General features: G+C 70.5%; 22 protein-coding genes. 11 read left to right on the top strand and 11 right to left on the bottom strand.

Translation table 11 applies throughout. The features are described from left to right. Positions 1-47: 47 nt before the first annotated feature. Both ACFZA2_RS13685 and msrB read right to left on the bottom strand, forming a co-directional pair. Complete coding sequence (locus tag ACFZA2_RS13685) at positions 48-617, bottom strand: nitroreductase family protein (RefSeq protein ID WP_391405812.1); 570 nt, start codon at positions 615-617, stop codon at positions 48-50. Continuing rightward, positions 614-1,033 (bottom strand): peptide-methionine (R)-S-oxide reductase MsrB, encoded by a 420-nt coding sequence (gene msrB, locus ACFZA2_RS13680; RefSeq protein ID WP_315994779.1) that lies wholly within the window; start codon positions 1,031-1,033, stop codon positions 614-616. The genes ACFZA2_RS13685 and msrB overlap by 4 nt, the downstream gene beginning before the upstream one ends. Before the next feature lie 72 nt (positions 1,034-1,105). Here msrB and ACFZA2_RS13675 point away from each other — a divergent pair, with 72 nt between their 5' ends. The 5 genes from ACFZA2_RS13675 (at position 1,106) to groL (ending at position 5,120) form a co-directional block, all read left to right on the top strand. Beyond that, complete coding sequence (locus ACFZA2_RS13675; protein ID WP_391405809.1) at positions 1,106-2,095, top strand: DUF2332 family protein; 990 nt, start codon at positions 1,106-1,108, stop codon at positions 2,093-2,095. Positions 2,096-2,104: 9 nt separating this feature from the next. Continuing rightward, positions 2,105-2,359 (top strand): DUF3263 domain-containing protein, encoded by a 255-nt coding sequence (locus ACFZA2_RS13670; RefSeq protein ID WP_363389834.1) that lies wholly within the window; start codon positions 2,105-2,107, stop codon positions 2,357-2,359. 35 nt (positions 2,360-2,394) lie between these two features. After that, positions 2,395-2,997, top strand: a complete 603-nt coding sequence (locus ACFZA2_RS13665) for a LytR C-terminal domain-containing protein (protein WP_315994776.1) — start codon at positions 2,395-2,397, stop codon at positions 2,995-2,997. 130 nt (positions 2,998-3,127) lie between these two features. Beyond that, a complete protein-coding gene (locus tag ACFZA2_RS13660) occupies positions 3,128-3,328 on the top strand; it encodes a cold-shock protein (RefSeq protein WP_391405804.1) in 201 nt (66 codons plus the stop codon). 172 nt (positions 3,329-3,500) lie between these two features. Beyond that, the gene (gene groL / locus ACFZA2_RS13655) at positions 3,501-5,120 is read left to right on the top strand and encodes a chaperonin GroEL (protein WP_315994775.1); all 1,620 of its coding nucleotides are present in this window, start codon (positions 3,501-3,503) and stop codon (positions 5,118-5,120) included. 363 nt (positions 5,121-5,483) lie between these two features. Here the strand turns inward: groL and ACFZA2_RS13650 are convergent, their stop codons facing one another. From ACFZA2_RS13650 to ACFZA2_RS13630, 5 genes are all read right to left on the bottom strand, one after another. Next, positions 5,484-7,163 carry a sensor histidine kinase gene (locus ACFZA2_RS13650; RefSeq protein WP_391406926.1) on the bottom strand — a complete coding sequence of 560 codons (1,680 nt, stop codon included), beginning with the start codon at positions 7,161-7,163 and terminating at the stop codon, positions 5,484-5,486. Positions 7,164-7,299: 136 nt separating this feature from the next. Next, a complete protein-coding gene (locus ACFZA2_RS13645) occupies positions 7,300-7,992 on the bottom strand; it encodes a response regulator transcription factor (RefSeq protein WP_076676776.1) in 693 nt (230 codons plus the stop codon). Positions 7,993-8,061: 69 nt separating this feature from the next. Continuing rightward, on the bottom strand, positions 8,062-9,711 hold the full coding sequence (locus ACFZA2_RS13640) for a DNA repair helicase XPB (RefSeq protein ID WP_391405799.1): 1,650 nt from the start codon (positions 9,709-9,711) through the stop codon (positions 8,062-8,064). Positions 9,712-9,758: 47 nt separating this feature from the next. Beyond that, the gene (locus ACFZA2_RS13635) at positions 9,759-11,489 is read right to left on the bottom strand and encodes a helicase-associated domain-containing protein (protein WP_391405796.1); all 1,731 of its coding nucleotides are present in this window, start codon (positions 11,487-11,489) and stop codon (positions 9,759-9,761) included. 1 nt (position 11,490) lies between these two features. Then, positions 11,491-11,772 carry a multidrug ABC transporter ATPase gene (locus tag ACFZA2_RS13630; RefSeq protein WP_391405793.1) on the bottom strand — a complete coding sequence of 94 codons (282 nt, stop codon included), beginning with the start codon at positions 11,770-11,772 and terminating at the stop codon, positions 11,491-11,493. 106 nt (positions 11,773-11,878) lie between these two features. On the opposite strand from ACFZA2_RS13630, the gene ACFZA2_RS13625 reads away from it, so the two are divergent. After that, positions 11,879-12,262, top strand: a complete 384-nt coding sequence (locus tag ACFZA2_RS13625) for a cold-shock protein (protein ID WP_076676768.1) — start codon at positions 11,879-11,881, stop codon at positions 12,260-12,262. Next, entirely contained in the window at positions 12,246-12,893 is a 648-nt protein-coding gene (locus ACFZA2_RS13620) for a DUF3027 domain-containing protein (RefSeq protein ID WP_391405788.1), read from the top strand. Before ACFZA2_RS13625 ends, ACFZA2_RS13620 begins: the two co-directional genes overlap by 17 nt. A 63-nt stretch (positions 12,894-12,956) precedes the next feature. Here the strand turns inward: ACFZA2_RS13620 and serC are convergent, their stop codons facing one another. Further along, positions 12,957-14,078: a phosphoserine transaminase gene (gene serC, locus ACFZA2_RS13615; RefSeq protein ID WP_315994770.1), complete on the bottom strand. Its 1,122-nt coding sequence runs from the start codon at positions 14,076-14,078 to the stop codon at positions 12,957-12,959. Positions 14,079-14,177: 99 nt separating this feature from the next. On the opposite strand from serC, the gene ACFZA2_RS13610 reads away from it, so the two are divergent. From ACFZA2_RS13610 to ACFZA2_RS13595, 4 genes are all read left to right on the top strand, one after another. Then, positions 14,178-14,876 (top strand): metal-dependent transcriptional regulator, encoded by a 699-nt coding sequence (locus ACFZA2_RS13610; protein ID WP_315994769.1) that lies wholly within the window; start codon positions 14,178-14,180, stop codon positions 14,874-14,876. A 339-nt stretch (positions 14,877-15,215) separates the two neighbouring features. Further along, on the top strand, positions 15,216-16,031 hold the full coding sequence (locus ACFZA2_RS13605) for a M23 family metallopeptidase (protein ID WP_315994768.1): 816 nt from the start codon (positions 15,216-15,218) through the stop codon (positions 16,029-16,031). Positions 16,032-16,383: 352 nt separating this feature from the next. Then, the gene (locus ACFZA2_RS13600) at positions 16,384-16,881 is read left to right on the top strand and encodes an HNH endonuclease (protein ID WP_391405783.1); all 498 of its coding nucleotides are present in this window, start codon (positions 16,384-16,386) and stop codon (positions 16,879-16,881) included. Between the two features lie 402 nt (positions 16,882-17,283). Continuing rightward, complete coding sequence (locus ACFZA2_RS13595; protein WP_391405779.1) at positions 17,284-18,465, top strand: SpoIIE family protein phosphatase; 1,182 nt, start codon at positions 17,284-17,286, stop codon at positions 18,463-18,465. 60 nt (positions 18,466-18,525) lie between these two features. On the opposite strand, the gene ACFZA2_RS13590 is transcribed toward ACFZA2_RS13595, so the two are convergent. Genes ACFZA2_RS13590 through ACFZA2_RS13580 form a run of 3 tightly spaced genes read right to left on the bottom strand, consistent with a single transcriptional unit; the run spans position 18,526 to position 21,876 of the window. Next, positions 18,526-21,135, bottom strand: a complete 2,610-nt coding sequence (locus tag ACFZA2_RS13590) for an OpgC family protein (RefSeq protein WP_391405776.1) — start codon at positions 21,133-21,135, stop codon at positions 18,526-18,528. Then, on the bottom strand, positions 21,132-21,548 hold the full coding sequence (locus ACFZA2_RS13585) for an ATP-binding protein (protein ID WP_315994764.1): 417 nt from the start codon (positions 21,546-21,548) through the stop codon (positions 21,132-21,134). The genes ACFZA2_RS13590 and ACFZA2_RS13585 overlap by 4 nt, the downstream gene beginning before the upstream one ends. Beyond that, positions 21,541-21,876 (bottom strand): STAS domain-containing protein, encoded by a 336-nt coding sequence (locus ACFZA2_RS13580; protein WP_315994763.1) that lies wholly within the window; start codon positions 21,874-21,876, stop codon positions 21,541-21,543. Before ACFZA2_RS13580 ends, ACFZA2_RS13585 begins: the two co-directional genes overlap by 8 nt. Position 21,877 lies beyond the last annotated feature (1 nt).

Raw genomic sequence — 21,877 nt, 5'->3', positions numbered from 1 at the left:
ACGCCGCCGACCGGAGTCGGCGGCGTCGAGGCCGTGTCGCTTTCGCGTCAGAGGCGAGCTTCGTCGACCTTTCGTTTCTTCTTGCCCCCCGGCATGCGCGAGAGGTGCTTCGCGGCATCCACCGTCTTGCGCCGGACCGGCCGCGACATCTTCGGCTTGCCGCCGACGTAGAGCCAGCCCAGCAGCACCTCGTGCTTCGCCAGGCCGTGAGCCTTCGCCAGCACCTTGTGGCGGGTGTTGTCGTCGGTGCGCCAGAACACCCCGAACCCCGCCTCGTCGAGCACGAGACTCAGCATGTGGGCGACACCGGATGCCACGGCCTCCTGCTCCCACGAGGGGATCTTCTTCGAGCCGAGATCGGCCACGACCGCGATGATGAGCGGAGCGCGCCGGGGCTTGGAGGAATACCCCTTCTTGCCGTCGGCCTTGTTCAGCGCACGCGCGAGGAGGTCGCGATCCGCACCGCGGATCTCGATGAGGCGCCACGGTTTCAAGCTCTTGTGATCCGCGACGCGACCGGCCGCGGCGACGAAGGCCTCGAGCTCGGGACCGGTCGGGGCGAGGTCGGTGACCTTCGACCACGACCGACGGTCGCGCATGGCTTCGAGGGCGCTCATGCTCCGTCGGCGGGGGAGTCGGCCGGGGTGAAGTTCAGCGACAGCGAGTTCATGCAGTACCGGTCGCCCGTAGGTGTGCCGAAGCCGTCGGGGAAGACGTGTCCCAGGTGCGAGCCGCAGTTGGCGCACCGCACCTCGGTGCGCTGCATCCCGTGGCTGTTGTCGTCGATCAGCTCGACCGCTTCGGGCCGCACCGACTCGTAGAAGCTGGGCCATCCGCAGTGCGAGTCGAACTTGGTGCCGCTCTGGAACAGCTCGTTGCCGCACGCGGCGCAGGTGTAGAGGCCGGCGCGGCTCTCGTCGAGCAGCTCACCGGTCCAGGCGCGCTCGGTTCCCGCCTGGCGCAGCACCGCGTACTGCTCGGGGCTGAGCTCGGCGCGCCACTGGTCGTCGGACTTGTCGACGGCGTAGGTCATGTGTTCTCTCCTTCGTCTGCTCCCATTGTCTCGTGCCCGGCGCCGACCGGGTCGTGCTGCGATGATTCGTGAGTGGATCAGGATGCCGTGGATGCCGTCGTCGAACGCTACGGACGGTTCGCCCGCGATGAGGCGCCCGGCCGATCCGCGGTCTACGAGGCCTGGGCGCATCGCGTGGCGGAGGATCCGACGGTCGCTGCGGCGCTCGTGCCGATTCCCGAGACCCGCCGTCAACCCCCGCTCGTCTTCGCGGTGATGCGCGTGCAGGGGGCGCCGATGGACGACGTCGACGCGTGGGCCCCATGGGTCGTCGCACACGCCGACGAGATCGCCGCGCAGTGCCGGGTGCGCAGCGTGCAGACCAACGAGCCGCTCCGGTGTGCCGCTCTGCTGCCGGCGCTCGCCCGCATCGACGGTCCGATCGCGCTGCTCGAGGTCGGTGCGAGCGCCGGGCTGTGCCTGTACCCCGACCGGTACTCGTACCGCTACCGCCGAGGCGACGAGCTCATCGCCCTCGACCCGGTCGACGGCCCCTCGACGGTCGAGCTGCACAGCGACCTCACCGGCGACCCCGTCCTTCGGATGCCCGAGATCGTCTGGCGGGCCGGGATCGACCTCAACCCGCTCGACGCCCGGGACGCGGATGACCGGGCGTGGCTCGAGGGGCTCGTGTGGCCGGGGGAGGAGGGGAGACGTGAGCGCATCGTCGCCGCTCTCGACATCGCCGCCGTCGATCCGCCGCTCCTGGTCTGCGGCGACGGCGCGGACGCCCTGCCGGCGCTCGCCGCGCAGGCCCCGGCCGACGCCACGCTCGTGGTCACGACGCCGGGCGTTCTCGCGCACGTACCGCGCGCTCGGCGCGGGGCGGTCATCGACGCCGCCCGCACCGCGGGACGCTGGGTGACGCTCGACGCCCCCGCCCTCCACGACGGATGGACGGGAACACCGGGCGTGAAGCGGGGCGGATTCGCCCTGGCGCTGGACGGGGAGGTGCTGGCCGAGGTGGATCCACTCGGCGCGTGGGTGGCGTGGCATCCGGGAGGGGCGTCGTCGGCGCAGTAGCGTGGCGCCGTGCCTCTTTCGGACCGTGACCTCGCCTTCCTCGCCTTCGAGGGTGAATGGCGGCGCCACGCGGGTGCGAAGGAGGAGGCGATCCGGGCGGAGTTCGACCTCACGCCGGCGCGCTACTACCAGCTGCTGGGGCGGTTGATCGACACCCCCGACGCCCTCGCGCACGACCCGATGCTCGTTCGCCGTCTGCGGCGGCGACGCGACGACGCAGTGGCGCAGCAGCGCGCCCGGCTGGGTCGGACGGCGGCCCGCTGACGGGGTGCTCAGGCGTCGACCGATAGCATCGTCCAATGGCCAGATCGACCTTCCCTCGGGATCGCTTCGACGACCTGCCCGATTCCACCGGCCGGGTCGGGGCGCACCGGGCCGAGCGACCGCGCACGCGCGGATGGATCGTGTTCCTGTGGGCGGCCATCGCCACGCTCGTGCTCATCATCGTGGGCATCTTCGGGTCGCTCGTGGCCTCGGGCCGCATCAGCCTCGGCGCCGATGACGCACCGGTCCCGACCGTGTCGGCAGAACCGACCGAGGCCGTCGTCGTCGACACCTCGTACTCCGTGGTGGTGCTGAACGGCACGGGCCAGGACGGCCTCGCCGCGACGGTGCGCGATCAGATCGTGGCGGCGGGGTGGGCCGGTGACACCGTCGAGACGGGGGACTCCGACTCCACCGATTTCGCGCAGACCACGATCTACTACCTGCGCGACGGCGACGAGGCGGCGGCGCGGGGCCTCGCGCAGACCATCGGCGGCGCCGAGGTCGCGCAGAGCGACTTCCTGCAGCCGACCGACGACCCGAACACCCCCGACGACGAGAGTGCCGTCAAGCGACTCGTCGTGGTGATCGGCCTCGACCGCGCCGCCGGCGCGACCCCCTCCGCCACCGCGCAGTGACCCTCTCGCGCCGCGTGTTTCCGCGGCGTAACAAGTTGGGGGCACGCGCGTCAACAATGGCCGGAGGGGCCGGTTCGGCGGCATCCGGCGTGCTTACGATGACCGAGTCATCCAGCAACAGGAGATTCGCATGACGCAGGGCACCGTCAAATGGTTCAACGCCGAGAAGGGCTACGGGTTCATCACCGTGTCCGATGGGCAGGACGTGTTCGTCCACTACTCGAGCATCGAGATGTCGGGATTCCGCGTCCTCGAGGAAGGCCAGACGGTCGAATTCACCGTCGGCACCGGTCAGAAGGGCCCGCAGGCGGAGTCCGTGCGACTGGCCTGATCCGCTGGCTCGAACGCCGTGGCATCCCGCACCGGGATGCCACGGCGTTCGTCGTCTCACGGACGGCGTCGCGGCTTGCACTCCCCAGGGGCGAGTGCCAGAATGAGTTAGCACTCGCTTTCGTCGAGTGCCAAAATCTGGAAGTCACCCGTCCGGGAGGGACGACACACTTATGGCAAAGATCATCGCTTTCGACGAAGAGGCCCGTCGCGGTCTCGAGCGCGGCCTCAACACGCTGGCCGACGCCGTCAAGGTGACCCTGGGCCCCCGCGGTCGCAACGTCGTGCTCGAGAAGAAGTGGGGCGCCCCCACGATCACGAACGACGGTGTCTCGATCGCCAAGGAGATCGAGCTCGACGACCCGTACGAGAAGATCGGCGCCGAGCTGGTCAAGGAGGTCGCCAAGAAGACCGACGACGTCGCGGGTGACGGCACCACCACCGCCACCGTTCTCGCCCAGGCGCTCGTGCGCGAGGGCCTGCGCAACGTCGCCGCCGGCGCAGACCCCATCTCGCTCAAGAAGGGCATCGAGAAGGCCGTCAAGGCCGTCACCGACGAGCTGCTCTCCTCCGCCAAGGAGGTCGAGTCCAAGGAGCAGATCGCCGCCACCGCGTCGATCTCCGCCGCCGACCCCGCGATCGGCGAGCTCATCGCCGAGGCCATCGACAAGGTGGGCAAGGAAGGCGTCGTCACCGTCGAGGAGAGCAACACCTTCGGCACCGAGCTCGAGCTCACCGAGGGCATGCGCTTCGACAAGGGTTACATCAACCCCTACTTCGTCACCGACCCCGAGCGTCAGGAAGCGGTCTTCGAAGACCCGTACATCCTGATCGCCAACCAGAAGATCTCCAACATCAAGGACCTTCTGCCGATCGTCGACAAGGTGATCCAGGAGGGCAAGGAGCTCCTCATCATCGCCGAGGACGTCGAGGGCGAAGCGCTCGCGACCCTGGTGCTGAACAAGATCCGCGGCATCTTCAAGTCGGTCGCCGTCAAGGCTCCCGGCTTCGGCGACCGCCGCAAGGCGCAGCTGCAGGACATCGCGATCCTCACCGGCGGCCAGGTCATCACCGAAGAGGTGGGCCTCAAGCTCGAGAACGCGACCGTCGACCTGCTCGGCCGTGCGCGCAAGGTCATCATCACCAAGGACGAGACCACGATCGTCGAGGGTGCCGGTGAGTCGGAGCTGATCGAGGGTCGCGTGACCCAGATCCGCCGCGAGATCGAGAACACCGACAGCGACTACGACCGCGAGAAGCTGCAGGAGCGCCTCGCGAAGCTCGCCGGTGGCGTCGCCGTCATCAAGGCCGGTGCCGCGACCGAGGTCGAGCTCAAGGAGCGCAAGCACCGCATCGAAGACGCCGTGCGCAACGCCAAGGCCGCCGTGGAAGAGGGTGTCGTCGCCGGTGGTGGCGTCGCGCTCATCCAGGCCGGCAAGAACGCTCTCGCCAACCTCGAGCTCTCGGGCGACGAGGCGACGGGTGCGAACATCGTCAAGGTCGCCATCGAGGCTCCGCTCAAGCAGATCGCGCTCAACGCCGGTCTCGAGCCCGGCGTCGTCGCGAACAAGGTGTCGGAGCTCCCCGTGGGCCACGGCCTGAACGCCGCGACCGGCGAGTACGGTGACCTGTTCGCACAGGGCATCATCGACCCCGCCAAGGTGACCCGCTCGGCTCTGCAGAACGCCGCGTCGATCGCCGGTCTGTTCCTCACGACCGAGGCCGTCGTCGCCGACAAGCCCGAGAAGGTGGCCGCTCCCGCGGGCGACCCGACGGGTGGCATGGACTTCTGATCCACGCCTGACGCCTGAGAACGCCCCCTCCTCCGGGAGGGGGCGTTCTTCGTTCCGGTGGGTCGGGTGGCTCGTGCTCACACGTGAACGGGGGCGCCTCGACCGCTCGAGGCGGTGCGTCGACGAACGCCGCCGCCGAGCCCGCTTTCGCTCGCGCGAGCGCTCGAGCCCGACCGCTCGAGGCGGTGCGTCGACGAAAGCCGCCGAGCCCGCTTCCGCTCGCGCGCGAGCGCTCGAGCCCGCCGCGTGTCCTTCCGGCGTGCTGCAAATCGCTTCGCCCACGTCGCGGGGCGAACACGCGGCGTGATCTGCCGACGGGGGCCCGCTCACGTGATCCCGACCGTCGGGAGAGGGGCGAGTGTCTCAGGCCTGGGTGTCAGGCCGGTGATCGTCGGGGAGGCGCTCGAGCGGCTGCGTCTCGATCAGCGCATGCTCCGCGGCGTCGCGACGATCGGCCAGCGGAAGAGACACCCGGAACGTCGCGCCCCCGCCGGGGGTGTCGACGACCTCGACCGTGCCGTGCAGCAGATCGACGATGGATGCCACGATCGACAGACCGAGGCCGGATCCGCCGGTCTCGCGCGTGCGTGAGGTGTCGGCGCGCCAGAAGCGCTGGAAGATCTGGTCGCGGATCTGCTCGGGAACGCCCTCGCCGTGGTCGATGATCTCGATCCAGCCCATGTCGTTCTCGGCATCCACTCCCACGCGCAGCCCGATGGGGGAGTCGTCGGCGGTGAATCGACGCGCGTTGCCCAGGAGATTCGCCACCACCTGACGCACCTTGTTCTCGTCGCCCAGCACGATCGGGGCCAGCCGCGGCGTGGGACGCATCGCTCCGGCCGGCGGGGCGGCCGGCTCGGTCGTCGGTGCCTCCCCGGTCGTCGTGGCGGGATCGGTGCCGTCCTTCTGGCGGCGGCGCAGGCGCGACAGCGTGGCTCCGGCGATCGCCATGGCCGACGTGGTGGGAGCCGTGCGCCGTCGCGTCGCGGCCTCGGCGGGGTGTCCGCCCGAATCGAGCAGTGGATCGAGGGTGATCGTGGGCAGCACGAGCGGACCGCGAGAGGTGGTGTCGTCGACCGTGACCTCGCGCTGGGGCGAGGTCACCCGCAGGTCGAGGGCGGCGTCACGGGCGATGGGACGCAGGTCGAGCTCGGTGATCGAGACGTCACGGCGCTCGTCGAGGCGGGCGAGCGCGAGGAGATCCTCGACGAGCGCCCCCATGCGGATCGCTTCCTTCTCGATGCGCTCCATCGACTGCGCCACGTCCTCGTCGGAGCGGATCGCGCCCATGCGATAGAGCTCGGCATAGCCGCGCATCGTCACGAGCGGAGTGCGCAGCTCGTGGCTCGCGTCACCGATGAACCGGCGCATCTGCCGCACGGTGGCATCCCGTTGCCCGAGGGCGCCGTCGATGCGCGCGAGCATGGCGTTGATGGCGGTCTTGAGCCGCCCCACCTCGGTGTCGGGCACGATGTCGGTGAGGCGCTGGCTGAAATCGCCCGCGGCGATGTCCATCGCGGTCGTCTCGACCTGGCGCAGGTTGCGGAAGGCGAGGGTCACCAGCCACCTCGTGAGCAGGGCCGTGGCGATGAGGATGAGCAGCGCGACGAACGCGTAGATGCCGACGTACGCGGCGACGATGCGGTCGGTGGGCGCCAGGGGCTGCACGACCATCTGCGTGTAGACGCCGGGGTTGCCCGGCACCTGCAGGACGCCGACGCGCGCGAGGAAATGCGCTCCGGAGTCCGGGTCCTCCAGCTCGATGCGTCGGTCGATCTGGCCGTACGTCTGCTCGACGGTGAAGGTGTCGGGCAGCTGCGGCAGCGCCTTCGACGAGGTGCCGTTGTAGAACGCCTCGCGTCGGCCGTCAGGACCGTAGACCACGACCATCGACCCGATCTGCGGGGCGTTCTCGACCTGCGTGAACTCGATGCCGCCGTCGACCGGTGTCGTGGTGAAGATGCTGTTGGCGATGCTGCCCGCCGCCTGCTGGGCCAACTGCTCGTCGAGGTTGTTCACCAGCGTGGTGCGCAGGAACACCATGGTGCCGATGCCCGCGGTGAACAGACCGATCGCGAGCAGCGCGACGGTCACACCGGTGACCTTGGTCCGAAGGCTCAGACCCCGCCACCAGCGCGTCAGGGCATCGTCGGAGGGCGACAGGACGGATGCCTTCCGCTCAGGCGCTCTTGCCCGACTTCAGCATGTAGCCGAAGCCGCGCTTGGTCTGGATGAGCGGCTCGGAGGAGTGCGGATCGATCTTGCGACGCAGGTACGAGATGTAGCTCTCGACGATGCCGGCGTCGCCGTTGAAGTCGTATTCCCAGACGTGGTCGAGGATCTGGGCCTTCGACAGCACGCGGTTGGGGTTGAGCATGAGGTAGCGCAGGAGCTTGAACTCCGTGGGGCTGAGGTCGATCGAGACGTCGCCGACGCTGACGTCGTGGGTGTCCTGGTCCATCGTCAGCTCGCCGGTGCGGATGATCGACTCCTCGTCGGCCTGCATCGTGCGGCGGAGGATCGCCTGGATGCGGGCGACGATCTCATCGAGGCTGAAGGGCTTGGTGACGTAGTCGTCGCCACCGGCGTTCAGACCCTCGATCTTGTCCTCGGTCTCGTCCTTCGCGGTGAGGAAGAGGATGGGGGCGGTGTAGCCCGCACCGCGCAGCCGCTTGGTGACGCTGAAGCCGTTCATGTCGGGCAGCATCACGTCGAGCACGATGAGGTCGGGTTCTTCTTCGAGCACGGCCGAGATCGTCTGCGCGCCGTTGGCCACGGCTCGCACCTGGAAACCGGCGAAGCGCAGGCTCGTGATGAGCAGGTCGCGGATGTTCGGTTCGTCGTCCACGACGAGGATGCGAGGAGCTGTCATCCCCTCATTATCGTGATCCGACCCCGCAATGTCCTGGATATGGAACGGAAAGCCGCGTGCTGGTATGCGTCAGGCGGCCGCGGCGTCGATCCCGTCGGCATCCAGGATCGTGTAGGCGTAGCCCTGCTCGGCGAGGAAGCGCTGACGGTTCTGGGCGAAATCCTGGTCGACGGTGTCGCGCGCGATGAGGGTGTAGAAGCTCGCCGTGTGGTTCGACTGCTTGGGTCGCAGCAGACGTCCGAGGCGCTGCGCCTCCTCCTGCCGCGAGCCGAACGAGCCCGACACCTGGATCGCGACGGACGCCTCGGGGAGGTCGACCGAGAAGTTCGCCACCTTCGAGACGACGAGCAGCGGGATGCTGCCGTCGCGGAAGCCCTGGAACAGTTCCTCGCGCTCGGGGATCGGGGTGGCGCCGGTGATCTGCGGGGCGTTCAAGGCCTCGGCGAGCTCGTCGATCTGATCGAGGTACTGCCCGATGACCAGCACGCGCTCACCCGGATGCCGCTGCACCAGGCGACGCGTGACGTCGATCTTCGCGGGGGCGGTGGCGGCGAGGCGATAGCGGTCCTCGTCGGCCGCGGCGGCGTACTCGAGGCGCTCGTCGGCCGGGAGGTCGATGCGCACCTCGTAGCAGGCGGCCGGGGAGATGAAGCCCTGGGCCTCGATCTCCTTCCACGGCGCGTCGAAGCGCTTGGGGCCGATGAGGCTGAACACGTCGCCCTCGCGTCCGTCCTCGCGCACGAGCGTCGCGGTGAGGCCGAGGCGACGGCGCGCCTGCAGGTCGGCGGTGAGCTTGAAGACCGGGGCGGGGAGGAGGTGCACCTCGTCGTAGAGCACGAGGCCCCAGTCGAGGGCGTCGAGCAGGGCGAGGTGGGCGTACTGGCCTTTCCGCTTGGCGGTGAGGATCTGGTACGTCGCGATGGTGACCGGCTTGATCTCCTTCGCCTGACCGGAGTATTCGCCGATCTCGTCGGGGGTCAGGGTCGTGCGCCGCAGCAGCTCGTCGCGCCACTGACGGGCGCTGACGGTGTTGGTGACGAGGATGAGGGTCGTCGTGCGCGTGTCGGCCATCGCCCCCGCGCCCACGAGCGTCTTGCCGGCGCCGCAGGGGAGCACCACGACGCCGGACCCGCCCTCGGAGAACGAGTCCACCGCCTGACGCTGGTAGGGGCGCAGGCTCCACCCGTCTTCGGCGAGGTCGATCGGGTGCGGGGTGCCGGGGGTGTATCCGGCGAGGTCTTCGGCGGGCCAGCCGATCTTCAACAGCTCCTGTTTGATGTGACCGCGTGCCCATGCGTCGACGAGGTAGCTGTCGGGGCTGGGATGCCCGATCAGCAGGGGAGCGATGCGCTTGTTGCGCGAGACCTCTCCGAGGACGGCGGCATCCGTCGACCGCAGGACGAGGGCGCCCTCGTCGTTGCGCTCGATGACGAGGCGCCCGTACCGGTTGACCGTCTCGCGGATGTCGGTGCTGACGGATGCGGGGACGGGGAAGCGCGACCACCTGTCGAGCGTCTCGAGCATCGCGTCGGCGTCATGGCCGGCCGCGCGGGCGTTCCACAGGCCCAGCCGCGTGATGCGGTAGGTGTGGATGTGCTCGGGTGCGCGCTCGAGCTCGGCGAAGACCGCGAGCTCGTGCCGCGCCGTCTCCGCCTGGGGGTGCGCGACCTCGAGGAGGACGGTGCGGTCGCTCTGCACGATCAAGGGGCCGTCAGACATAGCGTTCGAGTCTACCGGGGTCGCGGGCGGCCCGGCGTCCCCTGGTCTCAGTCGACCGGGGCGACCCCGTCGATGTGCGAGAGGGGGAGCGTGCGCTCGACGTCGGCCGCGCGGTCGCGACCGCGCAGGCGTCCGCCGCCGAGACCCGTCGCCTCGAGCCGGAACACGCGCGCCGACCCGTCGGGCAGCCGCACGGTCACGTCGACCACGGCGCGGGCGCGGACCGCGTGATCGAGCTCGCGCTCGAGCCACGCGGCATCCGAGTCCTGGGCGCCGGTGCGCAGGCGTTCCAGGAGCGGGGCGTAGAGCTCGTCGGGGTCGGATGCCGGCTGCTCGGCACCGGCGAGCTTCGCGCGCTCGAGAGCGCGGGGGCGGCCGTCGGCATCGACGGCGACAGCGGGATAGTGCGCGTCGGTGAGGGCCCAGAACACGACGTCGGCCGAGACGTGGGAGACGAGGTCGTCGCCGTCGTCGCGCGCCAGGGCGATCGAGCGCAACGACTGATCGACCTCCATCGAGCGTCGCAGGGTCTCGTCGTCGGTGGTCACGCGCGTGAGAGAGGTGTCGGCATCGACGCCCACGCGCACGCGGCCGTGCTCGGCGGAGGTGCGTTCGATGACGTACGCGAGAGGCTGCGGCAGGCCCGTGAGGGAGATCTCCGTGAGGAAGCTCCGGAGCGACTCCGCGGTCTCGCCCGCGGTGATCGCCGCGCCCACCGTGCCGGCGCTGAAGCGGTAGCTCGAGGCCTGAGCGCGGGACTCGCGCGCGGCCATCGTGCGCAGCCGTACGTCGAGGTGGGGCGCCAGTGGACCCGGCGCGATCGCGGTCAGGTCGTTCTGCAGGTAGACGCGGTCGACCTCGGGGGGCAGCAGCTCTTCCAACGCGGAGGTGTCGAGCTCGCCGCCGGCCGCGAGGGGGGCCGCCCAGGGCGCCACGCGTCCCGCCGCGTCGAGCAGGCCCCAGCGCACCAGCCGCCGGATCCACAGCGTCGCGCGCTCGGGCCCCTCGGGGTCGAAGGGGGTGGCGTCGGCCCAGCGCTCGCTGGGGATCCAGCCTCCGTCATCCGCGCGATACGCGCGGGGGAGAGCATCGCGCAGGGCCACGGCCGTGCGGCTCCAGCGCTCGAGGGTCGGCAGGCGCAGCCATTCGCGGCCCCGGGGCGAAACGAGCCACGCCCGGTCGTTCGCGCCCAGGAGGCCGACGTCGGAGGCGAGGCCGACCAGCAGGTCTGCTTCGGCGGCGGTGGTCACCGCCCCCGCGTCGACGAGCCGTCGCCGCTCCGTCGCGCCGAGCGACCCCGACCCGATGCGGCCGAGGGGGGACTCGAGCGTGAGCATGAGGATGTCGGCGACGGAGGCAGCGTTGGTGAAAGCGGCCTCCGCCGCTGCCGAGGCCGTCTCGGCGGCCGGGGCAGGCGTCGTCGCGGACGGGGCCGCGGGCAGTCCGTCGGGAAGCGCCTCACGCGCCGCGCTCGCGACGGTCGGGAACGGGATGCCGTCGTCGCCGACCAGGGCGCGCGCAATCAGCGCGTCGCGCGCGGCGCCGGTCGCCGGGGTACCGGCGACGGCGTCGAGCAGCGCGACCGCCTCGTCGCGCGTGAGGGCGGGCAGCTCGCGAGCGACCGAGGCCGGATCGAGAAGCGCCTCGGCGGCGTCGAACATGTCGCGCCAGGCGCTCGAGGGCGCGACGTGCCGCCCCGCGAACAGGCGTGCGAGAGAGGCGTCGTCGCGCGCGCCCAACGAGACCGCCAGTGCGCGTTGTGCGGAGGTCTCGGGCACGTCAGCGGGCCTTGTTGGCCCGCGCCCTTCGGGCGAAGCTCATGATGAGCACGGCCAGCAGGCACGCGAACGCGACCGGTGGGGCGATGTAGACGATGACCCCGATCGTCGGCCAGATGCCCGAGCCCATGTCGGCTCCGGAGCTGGAGCCCACGATGATCGCGAAGAAGCACACGATCGACAGCACGAGGAGTCCCAGCGACATGAACGCCAGGATGCGGTCGATACGTCGGACGGGAACGTCGTCGCCCGGCGTGCTGCCGCCGGTGGTGCGGGTGCTCATCGCGCTCAGCCTACTGCCTGGCGCCGGTGTCGTAGGCTGGAAGACCGGGATCCGCTCGGTTCCCGCGTTCCGCCGCGCGTTCGCGCACATATCCAGCGAGGTGTCCATGCCCACCGGCAAGGTCAGGTTCTACGACGACGAGAAGGGCTTCGGCTTCATCAGCACCGATGACGGCCAGGACGTGTTCCTGCACGCCACGGCTCTGCCCGCCGGGACCCCCGCTCCCAAAGCCGGAACGCGCCTCGAGTTCGGCGTGGCCGACGGCAAGCGCGGACTGCAGGCGCTGTCGGTCCGCGTGCTGGACGCTCCGGTGAGCCTGTCGAAGCGGTCGCGCAAGCCGGCCGACGACATGGCGATCATCGTGGAGGACCTCGTGAAGCTCCTCGACGGCATCGGCGGCGACCTGCGTCGCGGTCGCTACCCCAACGGCCCGCACGCACAGAAGATCGCCGCGGTCCTGCGCAAGGTCGCCGATGACTTCGAAGCCTGAGCAGGGTGAGCCCTCGCCGGTCGCCGACGAGCGGCTGACCGGCGCGCACGATCTCGCCCTCGCGGCCCTGCACGAGATCACCGCGGCCGACACCGTCGGCCCCGCCGCGGGATACACCCTCGAAGACGACGGCGTCGTCTCGCTTCGTTTCCACACGCGCCTGTCGGGATACCCGGGGTGGTTCTGGACGGTGAGCGTGGCGGTCGTCGAGGACTCCGAGCCGACGGTGCTCGAGGTCGAGCTGCTCCCCGGAGACGGCGCGCTGCTCGCCCCCGACTGGGTGCCGTGGGCGACGCGGCTGGCCGAGTACCAGGCGGCCCAGGCCGCCGCGGCGGCAGAGGATGCCGACGACGACGCGGATGACGACGAGGTCGACGACGCCGACGACGAGCACGACGATTCCGATGACGACGACGACGAAGAGGACGAGCCCAAGGCCCGCTTCCACGCCGGTGACCTCGACGGCGTGGACATCGACGAGCTCGACGCGGACCACTCCGCCGACCATCGGGCGGACGACGACGACGCGGATGATGACGACTCGGACGACGCGGACGACGACGACGACGCGGACGCGTACGACGACGATCTCGACGACGACGATCGCGACGAGGGCGAACGCAGCTACTGACGCGCAGCCCCGAACGACGAAGGCCGCCCCGCGTGATGCGGGGCGGCCTTCGTCGTGAGCGGCTCAGGCGCCGGGAAGGCGTTCGATCGTGTAGTCGATCGCGCCGATGAGGCGGCGGACGTCGTCGGGCTCGATCGAGACGAACGTCGCCACCCGCAGCTGGTTGCGGCCGAGCTTGCGGTAGGGCTCGGTGTCGACGATGCCGTTGGCGCGAAGGCTCTTCGCGATCGCCGCGGCGTCGATGCTCTCGTCGAAGTCGATCGTGACGACGACGGGGGAGCGGTCGGCGGGGTCGGCGACGAACGGGGTCGCGACCGTGCTGGCATCCGCCCAGTCGTACAGCGCCGCCGACGACTCCGCCGTTCGCCCGGCCGCCCACGACAGACCGCCGTTGTCGAGGATCCAGCCGAGCTGCTCGTCGAGCAGCAGCAGGGTGGCCAGGGCCGGGGTGTTGAGGGTCTGCTGCAGGCGGGAGTTGTCGAGCGCGTTCTTCAGGCTCAGGAACTCGGGAATGTAGCGGTCGGATGCCGCGATGCCCTCGATGCGCTCGATCGCGGCCGGCGAGACGGCGGCGTACCACAGGCCCCCGTCGGAGCCGAGGTTCTTCTGCGGGGCGAAGTAGTAGACGTCGGCCTGCGTCACGTCGAAGTCGATGCCGCCCGCGGCGCTGGTCGCGTCGATCACGGTGAGCGCGCCGGCATCCGCCTGAACGCGCTGGACGGGCGCGGATACGCCTGTGGAGGTCTCGTTGTGCGGCCACGCGTACACGTCGACGCCCTCGACGGCCTCGGCGACCGTGCGGGTGCCCGGCTCGGCCTTGCGGACATCGGGCGCCTGTAGCCAGGGGGCTGCGGCCGCGGAGGCGAACTTGCCGCCGAACTCGCCGAAGACGAGGTTCTGGCTGCGGTTCTCGATGAGGCCGAAGGCCGCGGCATCCCAGAACGCGGTCGATCCGCCGTTGCCCAGGATGATCTCGTACCCCTCGGGGAGGCGGAACAGCTGCGCGAGGCGCTCGCGCGTGCTGGCGACGAGGTTCTTCACCGGCGCCTGGCGGTGCGAAGTGCCGAGGATCGACGCCCCGCGGGTGACGAGGGCCTCGAGCTGCGCACCGCGCACCTTCGAAGGGCCGCATCCGAAGCGGCCGTCGGCGGGCAGGAGGTCACTGGGCAGTTCCACGTGCGGCATGGGACCGATTCTAGGGTCCCGGTCCCGGCCCTCCGGTGCTCATGTCGGAGGGGGTCGGTAGGCTGGGAAGACCTGCCGCGCGACATCGAGGACTGCTGAATGACCGACCTGATCGACACCACCGAGATGTACCTGCGTACCATCCTGGAGCTCGAGGAGGAGAAGATCGTGCCGCTGCGCGCGCGCATCTCCGAGCGTCTCGGCCACTCGGGTCCGACGGTGTCGCAGACCGTGGGACGCATGGAGCGCGACGGCCTCGTGGTGGTGTCCGAGGACCGGCGCCTCGAGCTGACCTCCGACGGTCGTCAGAAGGCGGTCGACGTCATGCGCAAGCACCGTCTCGCCGAGCGGCTGCTGAGCGATGTCATCGGTCTCGACTGGGCCTACGTGCACGACGAGGCCTGCCGGTGGGAGCACGTCATGAGCGAGCAGGTCGAACGCCGGCTCGTCGAGCTGCTCGGCCACCCCACCGAGTCTCCCTACGGTAACCCGATCCCCGGTCTCGACCAGCTCGGCGACACCGCGAGCGCCACGTTCGACGACGGGGTCGTGGGTCTGGTGCGCAAGCTCACCGACGCGGGCGGACCGATCTCGGGCACGGTCCGTCGGCTCGCCGAGCCGGCGCAGGTCGACCCCGAGCTCCTGCAGCAGCTGAAGGCGGCGGGGGTCCTGCCCGGAGCGCGCGGCGACTACCGCTTCAACGAGGGGTACGTGCTGGTGCAGATGGAGGGCGTCGACGAGGGGCTCGAACTCCCGGTCGAGGTCGCGTCGCACATCTTCCTCGTCGCCGAGAGCTGAGTCGACCGAGGCTGAGCCTTCGCCGGGCATCGGGCCGTCACGCGATGCAGAGCGTGACTTGTTCGTTATCTTCGGGTAGCCTCTGAGGGTCCACAGGCGAGAAGCCCGCCGTCGGACCCCTCGCGGTTTGCCTCATCGGCTCGTCGTCCGCAGAGGGTGAAGCCCGCACATCGTGCCCCCAACCATCGAGTGCTGACGAGCCAGCGTCCCAGACGCAGAGGCGCCGGAGGAACTTTGGCTGAACACAACGATCCCGCTGCGGACCTACCCGAGGTCCCTGCAACGGGTCCCACCCGCAAGAGCGCGCGCGCAGAGGTCGCTCGATCCACCCGCCGCCCGATGCAGTCCCGCTCCACCGCGACGGCACCCGTCGCCCGCACCGCTCCCGCACCCACCGGCGCCGCCCGTCGGCGCGGTGTCAAGCCGCTGCGCAGCGCCGTGATCCTCTCGATGGTCGCGGGGCTCGTCGCGACCGTCGCGATCCCGGCGTACGCGGCCACGGTGCCTGCGGCCCAGACGATGTCGCTGCAGCAGATGTCGGCCCCCGACAACCAGTCGCTCGTCGTCGCGTCGGACGCGACGGCCGAGAGCCTCGACCGCAGCAGCTACTCCGCCACCACGGCGGAGGAGATCCAGAAGAAGAAGGACGAGGAGGCGGCTGCAGCCGCCGCGGCGGCTGCCGCGGAGCGGGCCCGCCAGTCGGCATCCACCGCCGGTTCGTCGGTCTCGAACATCGACCTCACGATGACCGCTCCCGGCTCGGGCGAGGTGCGCTGGCCGCTGACCAGCTACATCCTCGGCCGTGGTCTCTGGGACTCGGGCTACCACCAGGGCGTCGACCTGCTCGCTCCCGGCGGTCAGCCGATCTTCGCCGCCGCGGCGGGTGTCGTGAGCGTCTCGTCCGAGAGCTACGGCGGCTACGGCGTCGGCATCGTCATCGAGCACGTGATCAACGGCCAGAAGGTGTCGACCACCTACGGTCACATGACGTACGGCAGCCGTCAGGTGCAGGCGGGCCAGACCGTCGCCGCAGGCCAGCTGATCGGCCTCGTCGGCTCGACGGGCAGCTCGACCGCGAACCACCTGCACTTCGAGGTGCACATCAACGGCTCGGTCGTCGACCCCTACGCCTGGCTGCAGCAGAACGCGGGCTGACCTTCGTCGCGGAGATCGCGACCTGAAGCGGCGTGCCGGAGACGATCGTTCTCCGACACGCCGCTTCCTGTTTCCCCCCGCACCCGACCCCGGGCGTGTCGCAGTGGGTTAGCCTGTCAGCGACGTCGGAAGAACCGGAGGGAACGCCGATGAACACCAGCCCGCGCATCCGCACCATGGATGCGCTCGGGCTGCTCGTTCTTCGGCATCGTGTGTTCGGATGCCGCGGCTTCGCCGCGATCACCCAGGCGCTGTCTGTCTAGACAGCGCCTTTTTTCATACCCCTGCGCCTCAGCCGTCGTCGCGAGTCGAACATCCGAGAAGCCGTCTCGGCCATTCGAGAGGAAGCGGAATGCGCACACTGGTCCTGAACACGGGCTACGAGCCCCTCGCGGTCGTGTCGTTCAAACGAGCGCTCGTGCTCGTCATGAACGAGAAGGCCACGGTCATCGAACGCATCGAGGAAGACCCCGTCTGGGCGGCGGCGGGAACCTACGACCGCCCGGCGGTGATCATCCTGACGCGATACGTCCGGGTGCCGGGGGCGCGTCAGGTGCCGGTCACGCGCCGCGGGGTCCTGCGGCGCGACGCGCACCGGTGCGGCTATTGCGGAAAGGCCGCGTCGACCATCGACCACGTGCTGCCGCGCTCTCGCGGCGGGAAGGACACGTGGGAGAACCTCGTGGCCTGCTGCCTGGCCTGCAACAACATCAAGGGCGATCGCACCCCGCAGGAGATGCGGTGGGAGCTGCGACTCGTGCCCGCGCCCCCGCGCGGCTCGTCGTGGACGGTGCGGGGCGTCGACAAGAGCGACCCGCGCTGGGAGCCGTACCTGGCGCTCGCCGCCTGATCTGACGCGCGGGGGCCGTCGTCGACGGCGAGCTCGCGCCCGGGCTCACCTCGGTGGCGGTGCCCTCGCGCGGCCGGGACGGCGCGGTGGCTGCGGCGGTGAACGTCTCAAGGAGCGGTGGGCGGCGTTCCCGTGCGACGGTGCTCGACCGCCTCGTGCCGACGGTGATCGGCGAGGTCGCGGCGAGGGAGGCGGACCTCCGGTCGCTCCGGCGAGAACGGGGATCGAGGGGCGGGTCCGCCCGACGTCGCCCCTCACTCGCTAGAGTCGAAGAGTCGGCGCGATCGATTCCGCGACGACGTGGGGGAGCCTTCCGAGTCGAAGCTGATCCGCGTCCGCGAGAGCGCGTCGGTCACCGCTCATCCGTGCGGTGTCACGCCTCGCGGAAGGACAGACCCCCCGATGACCTCCGACACCTCCACCCCCGGATCCCCCGTCGACCGCACAGGCCTGATGGACTCGCCCCCCGAGGAACGGTTCGATCGCATCACGCGCCTCGCGCGCGAGCTCTTCGACGTCGACTACGCACTGGTGAACATCGTCGACACCGACGAGGTCTACACGAAGTCGCAACCGGAGGGACCGCGCTTCGGCCGGTCGCCGCGCGAGGCGGTCTTCTGCGGCGAGACGGTCAAGCAGGACGGTCTGCTCGAGGTCGACGACGCGACCGCCGACGAGCGGTTCCGCGACATCGCGTCGGTCACGGAATTCGGGATGCGGTTCTACGCGGGCTTCCCCCTGCGCACCGATGACGGTGATGCCGTGGGGACGCTGTGCCTGCTCGATTCCGACGCCCGGTCGTTGAGCGACGCGCAGCGGCGCAGCCTCGAGCAGTTCGGCCGCTGGGCCCAGGCGGAGGTGCGGCAGAGCGAGGCCGACGCGTCCGTCCCGGCCGCCCCCGCCGATCCGGCCGCCGCAGCGGGCCCGGCGACCGGGCGGGAGAAGCGGGGCAGCGCCGACGGCGTCCGCCTGGCATCCCTCGCCATCCCGCACGGGGTCGTCAGCGGAGACAGCAGCGGCTGGCAGCAGGTGGGCGGACGGGTGGTGGTCACCCTCGCCGACGTGATGGGCAAGGGCGAGGCCGCCGGTGTCGTCGCCGACGCGCTGCTCGGCGCCCTGCAGTCCCGGCGCGACATGGACCCCGTGCAGGCGATGCTCTCGGTCGAGGCCGAGGCCCGCACCGACGGCCGCTACCGCGACGTGTTCGCGACCGTCTTCCACGCCGTCGTGGACGCCGCCTCCGGCACGGTCGACTTCGTCGACGCCGGTCACGGCCTGACCCTCGTGCTGCACGCCGACGGGACGAGCGAGAGGCTCGACTCGCGCAACCTCCCGCTCGGACTGCGCCCGGCCGACGTCGACTGGGAGCCCGGTCACGTGCGGGTGGGTCGCGGCGACCTGCTCGTCAGCGTCTCCGACGGGGCGCTCGACGCCTACGATTCCACGCTCGAGAGTCTCCGCATGATCGGCGACGACCTGCGCGCCGCCGCCGACACCGGCGGGTTCTTCGATGAGCTCGCGCTGAAGGTCTCCACCCACGAGGTCGACGACGACGTCACCGCCGTCGTGCTGTCGGTGCACTGAGCACTCCGGATGCCGGGTCCTCGCGTGGCGCGAGGGACCCGGCATCCGTCGTCGCGGCCGTCAGCGGGGGATGACGGTGAACAGGAAGCGCTTGCGGACCATGAAGAAGATGATCCCGATGACCGCCGCGTGGATGAGCGTCCCCTGCCAGAAGCTCCCGCGGTCCAGCCCCGGGATGTTCGCCACGGCGAGCACGAAGAACACGTGCACGATGAATACGTACAGGCTCGCCTGGCCGAGGGGGATCCAGAGCCAGCCCATGCTCTTCTCGATCGGCTTCCAGGCGACCGTCAGCACCGCGTAGGTGCACACCAGCACGAGCGGCAGGTCGAGCAGACGCCCCCACTCGAGGAAGATGCGCTGGTAGCCGGAGTCGTAGAGACCCGCGTAGAGGTCGGCCGGGAAGGGCACGGGGGTGAAGCCGTAGGTCTGCCCCGCCCACAGGTAGACCAGGATGCCGGCATAGCCGACCACGAAGACACCGACACCGATCTTGCCGGGCAGCGACGTGAGTGCGCGGATGATCCGGCGACGGTAGTACCCGATCACGAGGCCGTGCGTGAACAGCACCTGCCAGAGCGCGAGGGGGAACACCGCGTCGAACTGCGACGGAAGGCGCAGGACGTCGGGGGCGATGCCGTGCAGGGCGTAGACGCCCCAGCTGAGAGCGAGCACGAGCCACCACAGGCGCCTCTTGATGAGCCACATCAGGGCGGGATACGCCAGGCTCAGCACCACGAACAGACCCATGATGTTGAAGGGCCACGGGCCCATCTCGAGCAGGAGGAACTGCCGGACGGCGTACCACGGCGGCGGATAGTCGAGCAGGCGCTCGCCGTTGGGATAGAGGTCGTACACGCGTCCGCTGTCGCCGGAGCCTCCTTCGCCCGTCCCGCGATCGGTGAAGGTGGTCACCGCGGAGGCGTCGACGAAGGGGAGGAAGCCGATCGCGAAGACCAGGAGGATCACGGCCAGGGCGACGAGGTACTGCTTGCGCGCGCGTCCCCACGCCGCCACCGCCGCGCCCCACTCGCCCGCGCGGGCGACCGCCGCGGGGAACACCATGCCCAGCACGATGCCGCTGAGCAGCACGAACAACTCCGCCCCGGTGATCGCACCGATCGCCTTGAGCGAGGCGTAGGCGAACGGGCTCGTGACCTCGATGTGCGTCACGACCACCACCACGATGATGAAGCCGCGCACCATGTCGATGCGCAGGTCGCGGCTGGCCGAGGTGTCGTCGTAGCGCCATTTCGGCAACGCGCGACCGATGATCCCGGATGCCAGGAACGCGACCGCGAGGACGGCTGCGCTGCCGGTGATCCAGTTCATCTCCTCGTTCGGATCCGCGCCGCCCTGACGCACCTGCACGGTGGCGGCCACCCCCTGCTCGGGCGTGACGACATCGGAGACCGGTCCCCAGCGGATGAGGCCCGTCGAGAGCAGGTCGTCACGCAGCGCGGTGGCCAGCTCGCCGTTCGCCGTCGCGCGCCAGTCGACCTCGCGTCCACCGGCCTCGGCCTCTTCGCGGACCACCTCGAGCCACGTGACCCCGGTGATGAGGGGGTGCTCGCCGAGCTCGGCGAGCACCTGCGTCCACCAGCCGCGCTTCACCGCCAGTTCGGAGTCGCCCTCGCGACCGAAGTCGTACAACGCACCGGTGTCGAGCAGGAGCTGCTTGCCCTGGCCGACGGCGAAGCGGTCGTAGAACGAGGAGCGCTGACCGGTCGTGTAGCCCCATCTCTCGTCGAGCCGTGCGGCGACCTCGCCGTCCTCCGGGGCGGTGTTCTGCTCGAGCGGCACGTCGCGGCCGGCGGCGGCGGCCGCCTCGCCCTTGCCGAAGTAGTACAGCGACAGTCCCACGCGGTCGACGGAGTCGGCATCCGGGAAATACGGACCGTACGGGTCGTCGGCCTCGGTGAACAGTCCGTCGCCGTCGGTGTCGATCGCGACGCGGTCGCGCGCGGTGATGGCGTCGAGGCGGCCGTCGGCGCGTTCGAAGGGGTACCCGGCGCCGTAGGAGGGGCTCCACACCATCTCGGCGCCGGAGGTGCCGGCGTGCACGGCAGCGGCGACGTCGTCGAACGCGGCCACGTAGGCCGTGGGCTGCTGGCCCCACGACACCCACGAGCCGTTCATCTCGGGCGCGAAACGCACGAACTGCTCGGTGCCGTACTGCGAGTGGTAGCGCTCGAGGCGCGTGGTGAGCTCGGCCGCGTCGGCGTCGGTCAGGGTCTCGAGCTCGACCGAGGGCTCCAGGGTGAGCACCAGCGAGGCACCCTGCCCGGCGACCTGCAGGGCGGCGTGCTGCCACTCCGAGATCGAACGCGCGTCGAGGGGGTACGACAGGCGCACGCTGTACATCGCCGGGGTCTCGCCGAGGCGGGTGCGGTAGCCGTCGGGTCCGTCGTCGCCCCAGTCGAGCTCGGGGCCGAAACGCACACCGTCGGTCGCCGGGGCGGGCGGCGTCGCGGTCGGGGTGGCGGAAGGCGTGACGGATGCCCCGGGCGCGTCGGGGGTCGCGTCGGGATCCGGCGTCGCGGGCGCCGCGACCGTGCCGGATGCCGCCGAGGGCGCGGGTACCGCGGCCAGGGCGGGGGAGACGCCGATCAGAAGGAGTGCGGCGGTGGCCCCCACGGCCGCCGCGATCCGTCGTCCCGCGTGCCTCACTCTCGTCTCGTCTCCAACGTCCAGACGTTCCGGTCGCCGTCGCGACGGAAGTCGACGTCGTCGACCCCCGCGTTGGCGAGGGCCAGACCGCGGCCGCTCTCCTCGTCGGCATCCGCCATGCGCACCGATGCCAGATCGAGCAGGGGAGGGTCGCCGTCGTCGCGGAAGGTCGCGACGAGCCGCTGCGCGTCGGCGAAGAGGTCGAGGGTGAACCGGCGCTCGTCGGACTCGCCGCGCGAGTGCTCGACGATGTTGCCGGCGATCTCGATCACCGCGGTCTCGAAGCCGAACCGCGTCATCGGCGTCACCTCGCCCACCTCGTCCCACCACCCGGCGAGCAGGTCGAAGATGGCGTCGAGGCTCGCCGGGACGACGGCGGCGTCGAGGGAGCGGCGGGCAGCGGGCTCAGTCACGGAGGGCCTCATCGACGCTCGGACGCGGACGCAGCACCCGGTCGAGGTTGGTGAGGCCGAGCACCATCGTGACCTGCTCGCTCGGGGCCGCGAGGCGCAGGTCGCCGCCGGCCTGGCGGGCGGTCTTCAGGCAGGCGACGAGCGCGCCGAGTCCCGACGAGTCGACGAACTCGGTCTCCGAGAGGTCCACGACCACGATGTCGCCCTTCCCGCGGGTGATCTCGGCGGTGACCGTCTCGCGGAACGACTTCGCCGACACCATGGTCAGACGGCCGCGCGGCGTGACGACCGTTCCGTCGGGGCGGGAGTCGATGTCGACCTGGAGCATG

Source organism: Microbacterium sp. NPDC007973 (assembly GCF_042958465.1).
Taxonomy (GTDB): domain Bacteria; phylum Actinomycetota; class Actinomycetes; order Actinomycetales; family Microbacteriaceae; genus Microbacterium; species Microbacterium galbum.
Note: the sequence above shows the minus strand (reverse complement) of the source record. Positions and strands in the feature narration are given on the sequence as shown.